General features: G+C 65.6%; 14 protein-coding genes and 1 pseudogene. 6 read left to right on the top strand and 9 right to left on the bottom strand.

Annotation, left to right across the window (positions count from 1 at the left end; genetic code table 11):
* Positions 1 to 22: 22 nt before the first annotated feature.
* Positions 23 to 955 carry a Vms1/Ankzf1 family peptidyl-tRNA hydrolase gene (locus C486_RS15155; RefSeq protein ID WP_008457598.1) on the top strand — a complete coding sequence of 311 codons (933 nt, stop codon included), beginning with the start codon at positions 23 to 25 and terminating at the stop codon, positions 953 to 955.
* An 18-nt stretch (positions 956 to 973) separates the two neighbouring features.
* Here the strand turns inward: C486_RS15155 and C486_RS15150 are convergent, their stop codons facing one another.
* The 6 genes from C486_RS15150 to C486_RS15120 form a co-directional block, all read right to left on the bottom strand.
* Positions 974 to 1,168, bottom strand: a complete 195-nt coding sequence (locus C486_RS15150) for a hypothetical protein (protein ID WP_008457597.1) — start codon at positions 1,166 to 1,168, stop codon at positions 974 to 976.
* Between the two features lie 504 nt (positions 1,169 to 1,672).
* Positions 1,673 to 2,410 (bottom strand): NAD(P)/FAD-dependent oxidoreductase, encoded by a 738-nt coding sequence (locus C486_RS15140; protein ID WP_008457596.1) that lies wholly within the window; start codon positions 2,408 to 2,410, stop codon positions 1,673 to 1,675.
* A 189-nt stretch (positions 2,411 to 2,599) separates the two neighbouring features.
* Positions 2,600 to 3,709, bottom strand: coding sequence for a segregation and condensation protein A (locus C486_RS15135; RefSeq protein ID WP_193787476.1), 1,110 nt, complete (start codon positions 3,707 to 3,709; stop codon positions 2,600 to 2,602).
* On the bottom strand, positions 3,702 to 7,274 hold the full coding sequence (smc, locus tag C486_RS15130; protein ID WP_008457594.1) for a chromosome segregation protein SMC: 3,573 nt from the start codon (positions 7,272 to 7,274) through the stop codon (positions 3,702 to 3,704). The genes C486_RS15135 and smc overlap by 8 nt, the downstream gene beginning before the upstream one ends.
* A gap of 86 nt (positions 7,275 to 7,360) precedes the next feature.
* The gene (locus C486_RS15125; protein ID WP_007107798.1) at positions 7,361 to 7,675 is read right to left on the bottom strand and encodes a DUF7518 family protein; all 315 of its coding nucleotides are present in this window, start codon (positions 7,673 to 7,675) and stop codon (positions 7,361 to 7,363) included.
* Positions 7,676 to 7,826: 151 nt separating this feature from the next.
* On the bottom strand, positions 7,827 to 10,478 hold the full coding sequence (locus C486_RS15120) for a PAS domain S-box protein (protein ID WP_008457593.1): 2,652 nt from the start codon (positions 10,476 to 10,478) through the stop codon (positions 7,827 to 7,829).
* Between the two features lie 162 nt (positions 10,479 to 10,640).
* Here C486_RS15120 and C486_RS15115 point away from each other — a divergent pair, with 162 nt between their 5' ends.
* Positions 10,641 to 12,716: an AMP-binding protein gene (locus C486_RS15115; protein WP_008457592.1), complete on the top strand. Its 2,076-nt coding sequence runs from the start codon at positions 10,641 to 10,643 to the stop codon at positions 12,714 to 12,716.
* Here the strand turns inward: C486_RS15115 and C486_RS20405 are convergent.
* Together C486_RS20405 and C486_RS15100 are read right to left on the bottom strand one after the other, a co-directional pair.
* Positions 12,717 to 13,150: pseudogene (locus C486_RS20405) on the bottom strand (type II toxin-antitoxin system VapC family toxin). It lies immediately after the preceding gene.
* On the bottom strand, positions 13,151 to 13,396 hold the full coding sequence (locus C486_RS15100) for an AbrB/MazE/SpoVT family DNA-binding domain-containing protein (RefSeq protein WP_008457589.1): 246 nt from the start codon (positions 13,394 to 13,396) through the stop codon (positions 13,151 to 13,153).
* 113 nt (positions 13,397 to 13,509) lie between these two features.
* Here C486_RS15100 and gatB point away from each other — a divergent pair, with 113 nt between their 5' ends.
* Together gatB and C486_RS15090 are read left to right on the top strand one after the other, a co-directional pair.
* On the top strand, positions 13,510 to 15,006 hold the full coding sequence (gene gatB / locus C486_RS15095) for an Asp-tRNA(Asn)/Glu-tRNA(Gln) amidotransferase subunit GatB (RefSeq protein ID WP_008457588.1): 1,497 nt from the start codon (positions 13,510 to 13,512) through the stop codon (positions 15,004 to 15,006).
* A 222-nt stretch (positions 15,007 to 15,228) separates the two neighbouring features.
* Positions 15,229 to 15,714 (top strand): DUF6789 family protein, encoded by a 486-nt coding sequence (locus C486_RS15090; RefSeq protein WP_008457587.1) that lies wholly within the window; start codon positions 15,229 to 15,231, stop codon positions 15,712 to 15,714.
* A gap of 102 nt (positions 15,715 to 15,816) precedes the next feature.
* Here the strand turns inward: C486_RS15090 and C486_RS15085 are convergent, their stop codons facing one another.
* Positions 15,817 to 16,338 (bottom strand): ArsR family transcriptional regulator, encoded by a 522-nt coding sequence (locus C486_RS15085; protein WP_008457586.1) that lies wholly within the window; start codon positions 16,336 to 16,338, stop codon positions 15,817 to 15,819.
* A gap of 218 nt (positions 16,339 to 16,556) precedes the next feature.
* Between C486_RS15085 and C486_RS15080 the strand changes: the two genes are divergently transcribed.
* The gene (locus tag C486_RS15080) at positions 16,557 to 17,570 is read left to right on the top strand and encodes an MBL fold metallo-hydrolase (protein ID WP_008457585.1); all 1,014 of its coding nucleotides are present in this window, start codon (positions 16,557 to 16,559) and stop codon (positions 17,568 to 17,570) included.
* 138 nt (positions 17,571 to 17,708) lie between these two features.
* Complete coding sequence (locus tag C486_RS15075) at positions 17,709 to 19,064, top strand: NAD(P)/FAD-dependent oxidoreductase (RefSeq protein WP_008457584.1); 1,356 nt, start codon at positions 17,709 to 17,711, stop codon at positions 19,062 to 19,064.
* Positions 19,065 to 19,467: the final 403 nt, after the last annotated feature.

Below are 19,467 nucleotides of genomic sequence, written 5' to 3'. Positions count from 1 at the left end.
CTCGCTTCCCGTGTTCGGCCGGATGCTCGACGAGTTGCTTGGCCGTGCATCGCTCAGGGACCGCATCGACGAACTCGAGGACGAAAACGAGCGGTTACGGAACCGCTACGAGGCCGAGTCCGACCGCCGGGCCGAGGCCGCCACCGCGAGGCAGGACGCCGAGGAGCGGATCAATCGACTCGAAGACCGGATCGCCCAACTCGAGGGCGAACTCGAACGGGTCGACGAGGCAGAGAGCGGGCCGTCAGTCAGGCACCGCGACCACCTTCGCGGTGCCCGTCTCGAGGCGGTGTTCGACCGCCTCACGTCGTTTCGAACGGGACCGGAAGGTGCGCTGACCGTAGGCGTGGACGACGATGGGGTCGCGGAGCCCGTCCGCACGGAACTCGAGTCCGTCCTCGGCGAGCGGCTCGCGCTCGTCGACGACAGCGGCCCCTGCCTGTGCTGTGTCGACGACGCCGGCCTGCTCGCCGTAACCCTCGAGCCGCCGGTCGTCCCCGATCTCGATGCGACCTGGCAGGATCGGTTCGCCCTCAAGCGCGAGTGGTTCTTGCCGACCGGCCGCCACGCGGTCGCACTCGTCCGGGCCGATCTGTTCGCCCTCGGCGTCTACGAGGGCAACGAGCGCGTCGACTACCGCGGCTTCGAGAGCGATGTCAAGGGGGCCCACTCCAAGGGTGGGTTCTCCCAGGCCCGCTTCGAACGGATTCGGGACGGGCAGATCGACGCTCACCTCGAGCGGTGTGCGGGGGCCCTCGCCGCGTACGAACCCGGCGGCGAGGCCGCCGACACGCCGCTTTATCTGGTCGGCCAGCGCGGCATCGTCGACGCGCTCGCCGCGGAGGCGGGGCTCGAACCGACCGCGACGGCCGCCGTCGACGCGACCGGCGATCCGGAGCCGGCGCTCGAGGACGCCGTGCACTCGTTCTGGACGACGGAGCTGCGGGTGTTGTGAGCCGCTCCCGATCGATCGTCAGTAACTGTCGCCGTCGGCAAAACAGCGGCCACACCGGTTCACGTCGCCGCCGGTAGCGGTCTGCTCGACGGGAACCAGCCGGAGATGGTCGTGTGCTACGTGCGAGGTCGCGCCACAGGTCGTCTGAAAATCCGACTGGCCGGATTCGTACTTGTGAAGCTTATCCGTCGCCTCGTTCAGAACACCATCCATGACATTCTACACCACGGCACTGCCTATAATAGCATCGTCCGTTGCATAGCAAGGGTCGGATCGAGACCGGATCGGACTCGCGTTCGAGAACGGCTGAAACCGGCCCGAAATCGAACGCGACGATTATCAGCGCCGATGAACGGACGGATGATCGTCGTCACCGACTCGCCACCGATACGTTTTCGGTTTCGAACGCCGAATCTCCGATCGAGTATGTCCGACTTCGAAACCGTCACGTGCGAGCAGTGTGGTGACGATTTCAAGGCATATCCGGACTCCAAGGCCGCGCAACGAGGATTCTGTAGTCCTGCGTGTTCCCTCGCGGCGAACTGACCGGGGACCGGCCGCGACTCCAGTCCGTTCGCTCCGCCGGGCGGGTGCCTCGAGTAGCTTCGAATCCCACCAGGTTCGTGACCGGTGACCCGCCGCAGTGAACCGGGTCGATACCCCGCCGATCGTCGCGGACGCGACCGCTCGAGCGGAGCGCAGGTGTGGGTCGCGCGATCAGTCCCGGTCGACGCTCGGATGCATCGTCGGTTCCTCGTCGAGCGGGTCGTCGAACGCCTCACGGATCGTCTCTCGGGCTCGCTCGTCGCGCCGCCGTCGTTCCTCGTCGTCGATCTCCTCGCATCCGGGCGGGACCTCGCGATCGCGGCCGGTGAAATATCCCTCCGGGACGACCCAGTCCTGATAGAAGGGAACGTCGGCGTCGTAGAGGAGCGCGAGGGCGGCTTTCGCCCCGTGGCCGGCCGCAACGACCGCCTGGTGGGGTTCGTCCGCGATCCGACCCGCAGCGTAGACGCCGTCGACGGCCGTCCGGCCGCCCTCGTCGACGCTCACGAAGTGCTTGCTACCCCGCTGCATCCGGCCCACGTCCAGTGGTTCGAGGTAGTCGCTGGTCGGCCACGAGGCGGCGATGACGCGACGCGCTTCGAGGGGGTCGCCACCCTCCGTCTCGAGGACGAACCCCTCCTCGAGCGCCCCGTCGGTGATCGGCTCGGCGCGAGTCACGCGTCCGAGTTCGAATTCGGCACCCGCGGTTCGGGCCTGCTCACGGGTCATTCGGAGGTGCTGGCGGGCGTCGACCCCATCCGGGAAGCCGGGGAAGTTCTCGAGGCTGGCGTTGCGCGCGAGGATAGACTCGCCGCCGTCGACGACGAGGGTATCCAGTCCCCCACGTGCGGTGAAAATCGATGCGGTGAGGCCGGCGACGCCACCGCCGACGATGCAGACGTCTCGCATGGCTCCGGGTTGACGGCCTCGAGTATAGAAAGTTGCCGTTCGCTGCGGTCGCTCGCGGAAGGGCTCGGCTCGAACCACACCCGAATCGATCGCGCGTCGAGGCATGCGCGCCTCGGCGGGTCAACGACAATCACGAACCGGCGGCCCGTCTCGGCGACCGAACCGACCGACGACGATCGAAACAGCCCCTCAGCCGGCGGCTGATTCGCTCGTATCCGATGCCACCGCGTCGTCTCTGACCCAGAGGTCGCCGAACAGTTCGTCCTGCTCGAGGGTGACTCGACCTCGATGGGCCAGAAAGAGCAACGCGAGGTAGGTCATCACGCGGGAGCCGCCGACCGCGTCGATCTCGGCGTACAGCACCTCATCGCGTCCGTTCTCGTAGTGGGCCTCGAGTTCGGTTTCGACGTCGTCGATGACCGCTTCGATGTCCTCCTCGTGGGTCGTGTGCGTGACGTCGTCGCTGGTCGGTTCGTCGTCGACACGGACGTCGTCGCCGGCGTGGTAGTTCAGTTCCTGTACGCCCCGGTCGTACCCCGTCGGCGAGTCGCTCGTGTCGTAGCTCCGGGACTCCTTCCACCACGTGTCGCGTTCGGCGCTGCGGAGTTCGCGGACCAGTTCGTCCAGGGTTTCGGGCTTCCCGCGGGCGTGCTTGCGCTCGAGGCGGCGCTCCATTTCGTTCTCGAGGGTCTCGACGGGATCGAACCCGGGCGGGTGCGCCCGGTCGTCACCCGCCGCGTCCACCGGCCCGTCGTCGGCGAAGGGGGCTTCCCAGGGCGGGAGGTCGTCCTCGTCCGGGTCGTCGGTCGCGAACAACTCGTCGCTTTTCATCCGCAGAAGGACGCTCGCGTAGAACAGCGCGCGCCCGGACGTGCGGAGGTCGGCGTCCTCGATCGCCTCGAGAAACGTGTCCGTAACGTCGACGATGTCGATGTCCCACGGATCGATCTCGCCGTCTTTCGCGAGTTGGACGAGCAGCTCGACGGGTTCGACTGCGTCCTCGTTCTCGGCCCCGTCGTCGCCCTCGGCCGGTTCTCCCTCCGTGAACTCGAGCACCGAGTCGGCGGACCCGCCTGCCCGCTCCTCGTCGCCGCCCGCGCTCGCATCCGCCGGCGACTCGAGGACGGACCCCGGCGACTCGCTCGGCCGCTCGCGCTCGTCGTGACCGGTGATATCGAGGGGGATGTCGTCGCCGCCGTCGGGTCGTAGTTCGCTCTCACCGGCCCGTGGCTCGCTCCCTCGGGGATCGCGTTGGTCCCCGCTCGGCTTGTCCGAGTCGGTATCCGACTCACTAGTCATCAGCCGGTACCTCTCCACTACTCAGATCGATCCCGGTCACCGCGCTCACGTTGTCCTGTTGCATCGTCACGCCGATCGCCCGCTCAGAGCGGTCGAGCATCGCCGAGCGGTGGGAGACGACGACGAACTGGGCGTCCCCGGCGAGTTCCTCGACCATCTCGCCGACCCGCTCGGCGTTGACGGCGTCGAGGAAGGCATCGATCTCGTCTAACGCGTAAAACGGGGCCGGATTGTGCCGCTGGATCGCGAAGATAAACGCCAGCGCGGTCAGCGACTTCTCCCCGCCGGACATCGCGTCCAGGCGCTGGATCGGCTTGTCACCCGGCTGTGCTTTCATCGTTAGCCCGCCGTCGAACGGGTCGGCCTCGTTCTCCAAGTGCAGCGAGCCGGTCCCCTCCGAGAGCTTCTCGAAAATCTCGGTGAAGTGGGCGGCGATCGCGTCGTAGGCGTCCATGAACGTCTGCTTCTTTTGGGTCTCGTACTGCTCGATCCGGTCGCGGATCCCGTCGGCCTCCTCGACCAACGTTTCCCGCCCCGCCTCGAGATCGTCGAGTTCGCTGCGGACCTCGTCGTACTCGTCGATCGCGAGCATGTTGACCGGCTCCATCGCCGCCATGTCCGTCTGCAGGTAGTCGATCATGTCGAGGACGGTCTCGTGGTCAGGGACGTCGTCGGGGTCGTAGTCGCCGACCTCCGATTCGAGGGCTTCGATCTCCCACTCGAGGTTGCCTGCCCGTTCGCGTGCATCCTCGAGTTTGCTCTCGACGGTGTTGACGCGGTCCTGTTGCTGGTCGCGTTTCGTCCGAGCCTCGGAGAGTTCTTCTTTGAGATCGCGACGATCGGCTTTCAGCTCCGTGAGTTCTTCTTCCAGCTCCGCGACGGCCTCGCGTTTCTCCTCGAGCCCCGCCTGTTTCGTCTCGATCTCCGCCTCGTACTCCGCGATGCGCTCCTCGTGTTCGGCCGTGCGGTTCTGGGCGGCCTCGATGTCGTCGTGGAGTTCCTCGATTGCGTCCTCCGCGTACTCCGCCTCGAGGCGCAACTCGTTGAGGTCGGCGTCGAGTTCCTGAATCCGATCCTCGCGCTCGTCGATCTCGGCCGTGAGTTCCTCGATCTGATCGGTGAGTTCGGGGATCTTCGAGTCCGCGAGTTCCGTCTCGAGGTCGTCGATTTCGGCCTCGAGTTCTTCCACCGTCGCCGTCTTGGCGTCGATCTCAGCTGAAATCTCGTTCATCCGCTCGTCGACGGATTCGCGTTCCTCGCGGAGCGATTCGAGGTCGGCCTCCAAGCCCTCGATCTCCGCTTCGACGCGCTCGCGCTCGTCGTCGAGCCCCTCGAGTTCGGCCTCGATCGAGCGGACCTCGTCGGCCGCGTCACTCTTGCGATCGCGAGCGTCGTCGAGGCGCTCCTCGACGCCGCGTAACTCCTCGCGACGGGACTCGCGCTCCTCCTGGAGCTCCGTAATCCGTTTGGCGACGCGCTCGAGTTGGCCCTCGCCGCCGCCGGTAAAGGAGTACCGCGAGCCGCCGCCGGAACCGCCGGTCATCGCGCCGCTTTTCTCCACGAGGTCGCCATCGAGGGTGACCATCCGGTAGTCACCCATGTACGACCGGGCGGTCTCGATATCTTCGACGACCAGCGTGTCCCCGAGAACGTAGGAGAAGACCCCGGCGTACTCGCCGTCGAAGTCGACGAGGTTGTACGCGAAGCCGACCACGCCCGGATCGCTCGGCGCGTTCGGTAGCCGGCGCTGGCTCATGTCCGTCAGCGGGAGGAACGTCGCCCGGCCCGCGTTTCTGGACTTGAGGTGATCGATACACTGCTGGCCGATGATGTCGTCGTCGACGACGACGTTCGCCAGCCGGCCGCCCGCGGCGGTCTCACAGGCGGTCGCGTACTCGCCGGGGACGGTCCCCAGTTGCGCGACCGCACCGTGAACGCCGTCGATTCCCGCATTGAGGATCGTCGTCACCGCGCGACCGAACGAGGAGTCGCCGCTCTCGCCGGCGTTGGCCTCGAGTTCGGCGTACTCCTGTTGTTTCGCCTGAATCTCGTCGTCGAGGTCGTCGATGTCAGACTGCAGCCGGCGCTTCTCGGTTTTCAGGTCGTCGACGACGTCGGCGATGTTCTCGCGGTTCCGTTCGGCTTTCTCGAGTTCCCGCTCGAGGTCGCCTCGCTGGCTCTCGATTTCGGGAATGGTCTCGCGCCTGTCCTCGATCGTCGCCTCTTTCTCGCTGATCGCGTTCGAGCGGCGGCGTGCCTCGTCAAGGAGGCGATCCTGTTCGCGCTGGAGGTCGTTCCGCTCGGTCTTGGCCGCCTCTAATTCGTCTTTGCGCTCCGCGAGATCGGCTTTGAGCTCGTCGAACTCCGTGTCGACGGCCTCGATTTCGGCCTTGAGGTCGGCGCGCTCTTGCTCCCGGTCTTGGATCTCGCTTTTGATCGAGGCTTTCTCGAGTTTGTGCTCGCGCATCTCGTCTTCGAGGTCATCGATCGTCTCCTGCTTGCGGTCGATCTGGACGAACGCCTCGCGGCGCTCGGCCTCGGCGTCCTCGATCTGCTCCTCGCTGGTCTCGATCCTGTCCTCGAGCCGGGAAATGTCGCCTTTGAGCTCCTCGATGTCGCTTTTGATTCGGAGCTGTTCGTCCTCGCCCTTGCGCTCGATCTCGGCGTTCAAATCCTCGAGATCCTCCTGCAGGCGCACGACTTTCCCCTCGCGCTCGTCGAGCTCGCGCTGGAGGTCCGCGAGTTCGTCGTCGAGGTCGTCGACCTCGTCTTCGACGGCCGCGAGTTCGACGCGTTTCTCCTCGAGTTCGCTGGCCTTCTTGTAGCTCTCGTACTCCTCTTTCTCGCGTCGCAGCCGACGGTAGCGCATTGCTTCCCGGCGTTCGTCCGCGAGCTGCTCGAGCCGGTCGCGTTTCTCCTCGATGCGGAGTTCGGCCTCGTCGATCCGTTCCTGAACCGTCTCGAGTTCCTCGAAGGCGTCTTCCTTTTTGGCGTCGAACTCCGCGACGCCCGCGATTTCGTCGATGATCTCCCGCCGGGCGTGGGGTGTCATGTTGATGATCTCGGTCACGTCGCCCTGCATGACGACGTTGTACCCTTCCGGCGTGATTCCCGCCTGTGCCAACAGGTCCTGAATGTCCGAGAGGTTGACCGACCGATCGTTCAGATAGTAGTAGGAGTAGTAGTTGTCCTCGGTCTCCTTGACCCGGCGACGGATGCGAATCTCGTCGACAGCGCCGACATCATCGCTCCCCGCGGCGTTGACGACCTGCGAGCGCTCGAGTGTCCCCTCCGAGTTGTCGAGGATCACTTCGACGGTCGCCTCGCGGGGCCCGCTCGAGGTGTCGTCACCCTCGTGGCCGGGGTTGTAGATGAGATCGGTCAGTTTCTCGGCACGAATCCCACGGGTTCGAGCCAACCCGAGCGCGAAGAGGACGGCGTCGATAATGTTGGACTTCCCGGAGCCGTTCGGACCCGTTACGACGGTGAAATCCTCGTAGAACGGAATCTTCGTCTTTCGGCCGAAGCTCTTGAAATCGTCGAGAACGATCGCCTTTATATACATCTTGTTGCGAGACCTCCGTATAGCCACCAGCCGTCGGTCGACGGTGGGACCCACGCCGCGGTTCCCGCACACGGCGTCGGCAGCAGTTACGCAACGATGATGTCGTCGCTACCTGAGTCTTCCGCTTCATCGCCGACGGTGTCGTCCTCGTCCTCGGCGTCGGCCGCCGCCTCGGCGACTTCGTCGGGTTCGGCCTCCGGAGTGTCGTCCTCATCGACCGTCGTCGTTCCCGTCTCCTCGGCCCGACGGTCGGGGACGCGCGTCGGCGTCTCGGCATCGAGTTCCGACTCGAGCACGCGGATTCGCTCCTTCGCCTCGATGAGTTCGTCCGTCAGGCCCTCTACCGTCGACTCGAGTTCCGCAACCGTCGATTCGAGCTGCTCGACGCGATTGTTCGACATATCCCCTAGGGGTCGGTCTGGGCACATAAACGTACGTCAGACTAGTGTTGGATATCTTATCGTAGTGGGCCGGCGCGGCGCGCAGTTCGCTCGAGACGGCCACGGGGCCGGCAGTTCTGAGCGGGTGCACATGGCCGGGCCGTCGGATGCCTCACCGCGAGTCGGACTCGACCGCCGGCAGCGTCAGCGAAAACGTCGACCCCACTCCCGGCTCGGAGTCGACCCGGATTTCGCCGCCGTGACGCTCGATGATCCGCTGGGAGAGCGCGAGGCCGATTCCGGTCCCCGAATAGTTCTCCCGGCTGTGGAGGCGCTGAAAGACCTCGAACACGCGGTCCTGATCGCCGGGCGCGATCCCGATGCCCTCGTCGCGGACCGAAATCAGCCACTCCGATCCCCGGCGGTCGGCGTCGACGGCGATCCGCGGCGGCTCGCCGTCGGTGTACTCGATCGCGTTCGAAAGCAGGTTCTGAAACACCTGTCGTAACTGTCTCGCGTCGCCCTCGACGCGGGGGAGGTCCGCGATTTCGATGTCGGCGTTTGTCTCCTCGATTCGGAGCTGGAGATCAGCCAGCACGCTCTCGAGAATCGACTCGAGGTCGACGGGTTCGAGCGGGGTCCCCTGTGTCTCGACTCGCGAGTACGCCAGCAGTCCCTCGATCATGTCTCGCATCCGCTCGGCCCCATCGACGGCGTAGTCGATGAATTCCTCGCCGTCCGCGTCGAGATCGGCGGCGTATCGGCTCTCGATGAGTTGGAGGTAACTCGAAATCATCCGCAGGGGTTCCTGCAGGTCGTGGGAGGCGGCGTAGGCGAACTGCTCGAGTCGCTTGTTCGACGCCTCGAGTCGCTCGATCGTCTCCTCGAGTTGCCGCTGGTACTGCTTCCGTTCGGTGATGTCGTGTGCCATCGTCACCCCGGCGAAGACATCACCGCGGCTGTCGGTGATCGGCACCGTGTAGACGATCCACTCGCGGCCGGCGTACTCGAGTTCGACCGATCGCTCCTCGCCCTCGAGTGCGGCCTGAAGCGCCGGCTTGAGCGACCTGTTCGCCTCCGTCGGCCAGACGTCGTCGAAGTGTTCCCCCTCGGCTTCCGCCGGGTCAACCGGGATCTTGTCGAAGCCCTGTCCCGCAACCAGCGTGTACTCGAGGTCGTGGTCGAACAGGGTCACGACTCCGTTCGGGAAGTGTTCCGCAAGCGTTCGGTACCGCTGCTCGGACTCCTCGAGTTCACGTTCGCGCTTCTTTCGCGCCGTGATATCGCGGGCCGAGACGACGATCGAGACGACATCGCCCGCTTCGTTCGTCACGGGCCTGAAGACGCCGTCGAGCGTGTATCCCACCCCGGTCGGCCGGGCGAGGTCGATCTCGAAATTGACGTACTCGCCGGCCGCCGCCCGGTCGGTCCACTCCCTGACGACGGCCCGACCGCTCTCGTCCCACCAGGGCGTTTCACAGAAGTGGTCACCGATCACGTCCTCGAGAGCGGCGTCAACGTACCCCATCGCCGTCCCGTTGATATCGATCACCGTTCCGTCGGGCTCGAGCAGCCCCACGAAGATGTTCGGGTCCTCGAAGATCGCCTCGAAGCGCCGTTCGGTCCGCTCGAGTTCGCGTTCGCGCTCTCGGCGCTCGGTGACATCGCGGAAGTACACCGAAATACCGGTTTCGGAGGGGTAGAGGTTCGACTCGACCCAGAAATCGAGCGTGTCGTAGTAGAGTTCGTAGCTGGTCGGCTCCTGGGTTTCCAGGGCTGTATGGAAGGCGTCCCAGACCGGGTCTATCTCGGGGAGGTCGGGAAATACCTCCCAGAGCTGCTTTCCGAGCAGTTCCGACTCCGAGCGCTGGAGGAGTTCCGCGGCGCGGTCGTTGACGTGCGTAAATCGGAACTCGTCGTCGACCGCGTAGAACGCGTCCGAGATCCGCCCGAGAATGCGCTGGAGTTCGCCCTCGAGTTCCTGTTCTCGTTCCCGCCGATCGGTCATATCACGAGTCACCTTGAGATAGCCCTGATGGGACCCGTCGTCGTCCCGAATCGGCGTGATCGTGACCGTCGCCCAGAACCGCGTCCCGTCCTTGCGGACGCGCCACCCCTCGTCCTCGGCAGAGCCGTCGTTGAGCGCCCGCTCGAGGTTCCGCTCGGGTACGGCCGCCGCCCGGTCGGCCTCCGTGTAAAACGTCGAGAAGTGGTCCCCGAGTATCTCCTCGCGATCGTAGCCTTTGATCTTGCATGCTCCCTTGTTCCAACTGATGACGTTGCCTGCCGCATCGAGCCGGAAGATCGCGTACTCCTCGACGGCGTCGACCAGCGACCGAAACGCGTCTTCGCTCTCCCGCAAGTCCGCTGCCGACTCCTTCTGGTCGGAGATGTCGTGGTCCTGCTGCCGGTTTCGCTCCGCACAGCCACGCACGATGCCGATACTCCCGCGGAACTCGCCGTCCGTCAGCAACGGAGTGACGCGCAGTTCGCAGGGGAGCGTCTCGCCGTCGGCGGTTCGAACGTCGAGGTCGACGGTTACGACCGCGTCGTCGATCGCCTCGATCCCCTCGAGTTCGCGTTCCATCCGGCGGACATCGGCATCGGCGAGCACGAGCGAGACGTGTTCGCCGAGGAGGTCGTCGCGTGTATACCCGGTCGTCTCGACGAGAACGTCGTTGACGGCGACGAAGTGCCCATCGGCATCGAGCTGGTAGAGCCCGTCGTCGATCGCGTTGACGAGCGTCCGATACCGGTGGAGCGCGACGTCGTCGTCGGCATCCCCCCAGAATGCCTCGTCGTCCGCGTCCGCTCGAGTACTCATAAGCTACCAATAGCCGTCGAACGAGAAAAAGCCCTCCGGCGCTCACAGGTCGTGTCTCGGTCGTTCGAACCGGTCAGCAGCGGTGTCGAACGGCGATCGCTCCTCGCGTTCGACGGGCGACCTGTTGTTTGATGATGGTCTGTCTCGTACCTCCGGGTATCAATGCCCGGAAATACGAGTCCCAGTCTCGCTGACATCGACGAGATCGCCCACGAGCCCAGCCAGGAGTTCGTCGAATCGACGAACGTCTGGCAGTTCATGCAGGAGTACGGGATCGACGACTACGAGGAACTCATCGAGCGAACGACGACCGACCTCGAGGACGAACCCGACAGCGGCGTGGACTGGTTCTGGGACGAACTCGTCGACTACCTCGGAATCGAGTTCTATGAGGCGTACGACGAGGTCAGGGACGACAGCGCGGGGCCGCAGTTTACCGAGTGGTACCCCGGCGGGGAACTCAACATCGCCCACAACGTCGTGGACCGCCACGCGGCCGTCGACGAGGAGCGCCGAAACACGGTCGCCACGATCTGGGAGGGTGAACACGGCGACGTTCGGGAAATAACGTACCACGAACTCCACCGCCAGTCGAATCGGGTCGCGAACGCGCTCGAGGAGCGCGGCGTCGGCACGGGCGACACCGTCGGCCTCTACATGCCGATGGTCCCGGAGGTCGTCTCGATCCTCTATGGCTGTTTCAAGGTCGGCGCGATCGCGGTCCCGATCTTCTCCGGGTTCGGCGTCGACGCAACCGCCACCCGGATCGCGGACGCGGAGCCGACCGTGCTCTTTACCGGCGATGGCTTCTACCGCCGCGGCGATCCGGTCTTCCTCAAGTCCGCGGCCGACGAGGCCATCGCGACGGCCGGCCACGTCGAACACACGATCGTTTTCGACCGCCTCGGCTCGAGCAGCGGAGCGCGAAGCGCCGCGGAGGGGCGGGCGGGACACGGTGGGTCCCGCGAGCGGACGAACGAACACGAGATTCCGTGGACCGACGACCGCGACGAATGGTGGGCCGATGCCGTCGGGGCGGCCGACGACGAGTACGAGACGAAATCCCTGGCCTCGGACCACGAGTCGATGCTGCTGTACTCGTCGGGCACCACCGGCAAGCCGAAGGGAATCGTCCACACCCACGCGGGGGTACAGGTCCAGTGCCCCAAGGAGGTCCACTTCGGGATGGATCTCAAGCCGTCGGATCGGTTCTTCTGGGTGTCGGACATCGGCTGGATGATGGGACCCTGGAGCCTGATCGGGACGCACACGTTCGGCGGCACCGTCTTCATGTACGAGGGCGCGCCGGACTATCCCGATCCCGACCGGTTCTGGGAGATGATCGACCGTCACAGGATCACTCAGTTCGGCATCTCGCCAACGGCAATTCGGGCGCTGCGAAAACACGGGGACGAGTGGCTCGAGGGCCACGACCTCTCTTCGCTGCGAATCCTCGGCTCGACGGGCGAGCCGTGGGACCCCGAATCCTGGCACTGGTTCCACGAGAACGTCGGCGGGGGCGAGGCCCCGATCATCAACATCTCCGGCGGCACCGAGATCTGTGGCTGTTTCCTGATGCCGATGCCGACCGAACCGCTCAAGCCCTGTACGCTCGGCGGCCCCGGCCTCGGGATGGACATCGACGTCGTCGACCGCGAGGGCAACTCGGTCAAAGAAGACACCGAACGGGGCTACCTCGTCGCGCGGGACTCCTGTCCGTCGATGACCAAATCCCTGTGGGCCGGCGACGAGCGCTATCTCGAGGAGTACTGGTCGACGTTCGAGGATATGTGGGATCACGGCGACTGGGCACAGAAGGACGCGGACGGCTTCTGGTTCCTCCACGGCCGGGCCGACGACGCGCTCAACGTCGCCGGCCGCAAGGTCGGCCCCGCCGAGGTCGAGGGCGCGCTCATCGACCACGAGGCCGTCACACAGGCCGCCGCTATCGGCGCGCCCGACGACACCACCGGTACCGCCGTCGTCACCTACGTCGTCCTCGAGGACGGGGTCGACGAAACGGACGACCTCCGCGAGGACCTGCGCACACAGGTCGGCGACGAGTTGGGCAAACCGTTCCGCCCGCGCGAAATCCTGTTCGTTGACGAGTTCCCCAAAACCCAGTCGGGCAAGATCATCCGCCGGGCCATCCAAGCGACCTACACCGGCGAGGATCTCGGCGACATGAGCAGCATCGAGAACCCCGACGCGCTCGAGGCACTCGAGGACGCGCGGTAATCAGTGCGGATCGGACGGGTTCGTCGCGGTCTCGAGCCGAGTGATGTCGTCGATGCGATCGAAATCGTCGTCGAACGCGTACAGGTAGTCGATATCGGTGTCGTGCATGGACGCGACGATACACGCGTCGACGAACGAAAGGCCGTGATGCTGACGGAACAGCGATTTCGCTGTCGCCAACGAATCCGCTGCTAGCGAGACGATATGGAACCGCTCGTTTTCTTCGATGCGATCGAGAAAATCGACGGACGGATCGTGGCCGGCGTGTGTCGTCAGACCGTTGAGCGTCTCCGTGAGAACGGAATCGAGTACAATGGCTTCGGGCAGGGACTGATCTCCATCCCGCGAAGAATCGGAAGCGCGTCCTCGTGTGCCCCGTCTCGGCGGTAACTCGCAGCGAACAGCACCGACGTATCGACGACCGCACGCGGCATCTATTCGACTCCCCAGGCGCCGTGGCCCGTCGTTGCGTCAGTCTCCTCGTCACCGTCGTATCCGGTGAAATCAGCGAACGAGCCGCCGCGGCGGTGGACGACCTCCACTCGGACCGCTCCGTCGTCTTCGACGTTCCACCGAAGTCGATCGCCGTCGTCGATGCCGAGCCGCCGTCGGATTCGCGCGGGAATGTTGGCCTGATTTCCGGAGACCTTGCTTTCGGCGTCGACCCGATCGGTACTCATACTCGACGGTAGTGACCGACGAGACAAATCTAGTGTGGTGGCACACTACCCGATCGGAACCGACTGAGCGCGTCCCGTTACGTTTTACCCCTGTGGGGCCGAATCGGTCTTCAATGACTGCCCAGACCGCCCAGCAGGGCGACCTCGTGACCGTCATCGGCCTCGAGGTCCACGTCCAGCTGGAGACCGACACGAAGATCTTCTGTGGCTGTTCGACCGAGCCGAGCGACGAACCGAACGACAACGTCTGTCCGGTCTGTCTCGGCCTGCCGGGGGCGCTGCCGGTACTGAACGAGGGGGCCGTCGAGGCTGCCGTCAAGATCGGGAAGGCGATCGACGCCGACATCCCCGAAGAGACCCGCTTCCACCGGAAGAACTACTACTACCCCGACCTGCCCAAGAACTTCCAGATCACCCAGTACGACGAGCCGATCTGTCAGGACGGCGAACTCGAGATCGCCGTCGAGGGCGAGCGACGCACCGTCGCGATCGAGCGCGCCCATCTCGAGGAGGACCCGGGTAGCCTCCAGCACGTCGGTGGCGGCGGCGGTATCGATTCGGCAGAGTACACCCTCGTCGACTACAATCGCGCCGGCACGCCCCTGATGGAGATCGTCACGGCACCCGACTTCCGCAGTCCGAGCGAAGTGCGGGCGTTCCTCGCCGAACTCGAGGAGGTCTTGGAGTACTTGGGCGTCTTCGACGCCGAGCGCGACGGCAGCCTGCGGATCGATGCCAACCTCTCGATCATTCCCGACGCGGAGATCGACGGCGACGACACCGACGAGATCGGGATGGACGCCCTCGAGGCCGCGAACCGAACGGAGGTCAAGAACATCTCGAGTCACAAGGGCGCGGAGAAAGCCCTGGCTTACGAGGAAACCCGTCAGAAAAACGCGATTCAACGCGGGCGCGCGGTCGAGCAGGAAACCCGCCATTGGGACGAATCCCGCGGGATCACGGTCTCGATGCGGTCGAAAGAGGAGGAGAAGGATTACCGGTACTTCGAGGAGGCCGACCTGCCGCCGCTGCGCGTCTCGGGCTGGAAAGACGAAATCGCGATTCCGGAACTCCCCACGGCCCGCCGCGAGCGGTTCCAGACGGAATACGGCCTCAGCGAGGAGGCCGCCTCGAAGCTCACCTCGACGAAACAGGTCGCGGACTTCTACGAGGACGTCGCCGGCGAGTTCGATCCCGACCTCGCCGCCACGTGGGTCGCGGACAACCTGCTGGGCGAACTCAACTATCGCGATATCGAGATCACCGAGATCGAGGGGCGACTCGAGGAGATCAAACGGCTCGTCGAACTCGTCGCCGACGACGAGATTACGGCGAAGAACGCCCGCGAGACGGTCCTGCGATCGATGCTCGACGACGGTCGGCTGCCAGACGAGGTCGTCAAAGAGGACGGGCTGGGGAAGACCGGCGAGGACGAGGTCAAGCAAGCCGTCGTCGAGGCGATCGACGAGAATCCCGACGCAGTCGGCGACTACGAGAGCGGCGACGACGGTGCGATCAACTTCCTCGTCGGACAGGTCATGCAAAAGACCGGCGGCAGCGCCGACCCCGGCGACGTCAATCAGCTTCTGCGGCGCGAACTCGAGGGCTAAGCCGCGAGCCGAGTCCATCGACTGCGACGCCGGCTCACCGGTGACCGCGAGCGGTCGAGTTCGCTCGCGACACCCATCGGAACGCCCGACGAGAATCGAAGCGGTGGACCCACTCGACGCTCTATGCGACTCGAGACGGACGACCTTATAAGTGTTTCGCGAACGTGGGTCCCTATCCCACACCCTCAGCACGCCTATGAAAACGCGGGTCCTCCGTTCGGTATGGCCATCGAAACCGGTCGTCGTGTCCGAACGATTTCACACAGAAGCAACTGGAAGGCGGGCATCGGCGGTGGCGTAGCGGGCGGCATCGTCATGGGGGCGCTGATGCTCGTGATGAACGAGGCGGTGATCGCCGTGGCGATTCCGTCGTTGTACTTCCTGGCACCCCCGGCGACCGTCCCCGTGGGGATGGCGGTTCATGTCTTTCACGGCGCAGTGTTGGGGCTCGCCTTCGCCGGACTCGCCGGCGTGCTTGGGGTCGACTCGATAGGGAACGTCGTCGGCCTCGGTCTCGTCTGGGGCGTCGTGATCTGGGTCGTGCTGGCCGGACTTCTCATGCCCGTCTGGCTCAGCGCGGTCGGCTCTCCCGCGTCGCCGCCGGTCCCCAACTTCGCGCCGCCGTCGCTGCTCTGGCACGCCGTGTACGGTCTCGTGCTCGGCGGCGTCTACGGCGTGCTCGGAGACGGGCCCTACAGTAGCCATTGAACGTCACTGCACACCTGACTGCATGACGGCGGTGCGGTCAGCGTGTCGACCGTTTCAGTAGTGACCATATCTCCGATCCGGCGAGAACGACGCACGGCGGTGCTACTCCTGATAGATTCGCCACTGCGCGTCCTCCGTTTCGCGGTCGACCATCGCTTCGGTCTTTTCGCGACTCAGCGAATCGATGAGCGAGAGGGCCTCTCGAGCCCACGTCACGAACGCGCCCGCGAGGGTGTGTCTCACAGCGTCCGGGTCATTGGGCGCGTAAATGTAGACCTGACCGCCCTCCTTGAGGAGTCGGCGGTGTTTATCAACCACACCGAGCTCGGCGAGGTGATTGAGATGGCGGGAGACGACGCTCCGATCGTACTCGACCTGTTCGGCCAGTTCCGAAACGGTCTGTTCACCACCCTCCATGACACAGAGACAGATGTCCAGTTCGGTTTCCGACATCCCGAAGACCGACCGCATCACGTCGTCGAGTTCCGGCTGGGTGACACCGACATCCGTGTCAGCCACCCGCTCCATCGGCCGATCACAACAGACGATCTCGCCCCGACCGAAGCCGAGGTTGCCACAGGAGGGACACTCGAACGTCTCGGCTGTGGACGGCGGAGTTCCCATACGAACTGTCTTCGAGACGCGGTCTCATAAGTCTCGGCGGGGACAACTCGAGAGATATGTCCCGGTCCCGGGAGCGCGCTGACTGAGATCGGTGAGACTCGAGTGACCGAGTGAGCGGTGCCCGCACGGTGGCGGGCCGACCGATCGGCTTCCCCGTCGTTGGAAACCGCGTTCCGCGACCGCGTGAGTTATTAGCAGGAAGCATGTCGATAGCCGACATGGACCGCATTTCGCTCGGCAACGAGGAGTTCGAGGGGCGAAACAACGCCTACGTGCTCGCCGACGACGACGCTGACGCACTCGCACTCGTGGATACCGGACTCGCAACCGACCCCGTTCGTCGGGACCTCCGTGACGGCCTCGCCGAGCGCGGCTACGACATCGCGGACGTCGACGACATCGTCCTGACGCACTTCCACGCAGACCACGCCGGACTGGCCGGCGAGATCCAGGCCGAAAGCGACGCGACGGTTTACGTCCACGAAGCCGACGCCCCGCTGGTCGCCCAGCAACCCGCCGCGACCGCGGCCGTCGAGGACCGCCGCCGGAGCCGACTCGAGGAGTGGGGCGTGCCCGAGGACGCACGGGCGGAACTGCTTGCTTTTCTCGAGGCGGCGGAAGTAGAGGGGCGGCCGGTCGATCCGACGCCGATCGCGGACGGCGACGTGCTCACGGTTGGCGGACGAACCCTCGAGACGATCCACACACCGGGCCACGCGGCTGGTCTCTGCTGTTTCGAACTCGACGGCGGTGACGAGGCGTTCGTCGGCGACGCCGTCCTCCCGGTGTACACGCCGAACGTCGGTGGAGCGGACGTCCGGGTCGACCGCCCCCTCGAGAAGTATACGGCCGCCGTGACGCGGCTCGCCGACCGCGACTACGAGCGGGTCTGGCCCGGGCACCGTGACTCGATTTCAGAGCCGACCGCCCGCGCACTGGCGATCCTCGAGCACCACCGCGAGCGGACCGAAACCGTCCTCGAGTTCCTGTCGGCGAACGGACCGGCCGACGCCTGGACGGTCAGTGCCCACCTGTTTGGCGACCTCGAGGGCATCCACATCGTTCACGGCCCCGGAGAGGCGTTCGCACATCTCGACCACCTCCGCCACGAGGGGTATCTCGCGTGCGAAAACGGCGACTACCGGCTCCGAGACGGGACGATCGATCTCGAGGATGTCGTCCCGTCGGTCCGGCGTCATCGCGGCGGGAGCGGCGGGAGCGGCGGACGATAATCGGGGTTACCACAACGGTACAGTCGTCCGAAACGGCGATCGGCTCCACGGTCTCGCGGGGTGACCGGCCGGACCGCCGTCGACGCGCCTGCATTGTTGGGTCGACCATTTTATTCGCCGCCGGCCGGATGGGCACCCATGCGCTCGACTCCGCAGGTCGTCGTCGCCGGTGGCGGACTCGCCGGACTGGTCGCCGCGCGGCACCTCGCCGGCGGCGGCGTGGACGTGGCGCTGGTAGAACGCCGAGAGACGGTCGGGGGGCGCGTCCGAACCCTCGAGCGCGACGGCTACCGATTCGACCGCGGCTTTCAGGTCCTCTTTACCGCTTATCCGGCGGTCCGAACGGAACTCGATCTCGAGGCGCTGGACCTCCGGCGGTTCGCCCCGGGTGCCACCGTCGTCGGCCCGACCGGGCGATCGATACTGGCGGACCCGCTTCGGGAGCCCGAAACGATCCCGTCGACGCTGTCCAGTCCGTACGTCTCCGCCGGCGACGCGCTCCGGATCGCCCGGCTCTGGTGGGACCTTCGGCGGACCGAGCCGGACGCCCTGTTCGCCGGCGACGACGAGCGAATCGACGCGTTCCTCCGCGACCGCGGCTTCTCCGAGGCGTTCATCGAGGGGTTCATCGCTCCGTTCTACGGGGGGATCACGCTCGACCGATCGCTCGCGACCTCGAGACGCGTCTTCGAGTACACCTTCCGGACGCTCGCGGCGGGCGAGACAGTGGTCCCAGCGACCGGTATGGAAGCGATCCCCACCCAACTCGCCGCCCGCGTTCGCGAGGCCGGCGGCACGATCAGAACGGGTGTCGACGTTGAGTCGGTCACAGCGAACGACGCCGCCTTGAGCGGTACCGAGCGCGCGGACGGCCGCGTCACGCTCGAGACCGACGGCGGACCGATCGACGCCGACGCGGTCGTCGTCGCGACGGACCCGCCGACCGCTCGCGACCTCACCGGCGTTCCGTCGATCCCGACCGCCGGGCGAGGGTGTGTCACCCAATACTACGCGCTGCCGGCCGAGATCGACCTCGAGACCGGCCGGCGACTCCTGTTGAACGCGACCGATCGGGGGCCGAACCACGTCGTCCCACATAGTGCGGTCGCACCCGAGTACGCCCCCGACGGGACGACGCTGCTCAGCGCGACCTACCTCGACGAGCAGTTCGCGGACTCCAGGTCTGCGACCGAAAGCGACGCCGACCGCGGCCCGGACGCGTCGGACGCCGCCCTCGTCGAGCGGACGCAACGCGCCCTCGAGTCGTGGTATCCCGACCGGCAGTTCGCCGCGCTCGAGGCGCTCCACACCGAGCGCGTCCCGTTCGCGCAGTTCGACCAGCCGCCGGGGATTTACGACCGGCTGCCCGACGTTCGCGCGCCCGCCGGTCCCGTCTACCTCGCCGGCGACTACACGCAGTGGTCGTCGATTCAGGGCGCGATGGAGAGCGGTCGGCAGGCGGCCAAAGCCGTGATCGACGACCTGTCACGGTGACTGCACTCGCATCCGAGTCGGTCGGCGACCGGTACTCGCGGCGTCCTGGTGTCGCCGCCGCGCCGAGACGTGCGTCGACCGACGACAGTCATCGACGAGCGGGAAAATACTAACTTCGGCTCGTCTCGTCCCCTCGGGATACGGACGGAACCGCCATGGCCATGGACGACTTCCTCGAAGGGACGGCATTGACCGGGCGACAAGCGGCGATCATCTTCTTCGCGTTCCTTATCTTGATCATCACCGCCGCGATCGTACTGATCACGTTTAGCGATTTCTTCAAAAACTTGGTGGCGACCGCCGATGCGGCCGGCGTTCGAGTCGGCACACTGTTGCTCGTGACCGTGCCGTCGACCAGTGCACTCGAGCGTCGCTGGGTCGTGCGTCGTCGACCTGAGCGGGA

This window comes from Natrinema gari JCM 14663 (genome assembly GCF_000337175.1).
Taxonomy (GTDB): Archaea; Halobacteriota; Halobacteria; order Halobacteriales; family Natrialbaceae; genus Natrinema; species Natrinema gari.
The sequence above is the reverse complement of the archived record's forward strand: the minus strand, read 5'-3'. Positions and strand labels throughout refer to the sequence as shown.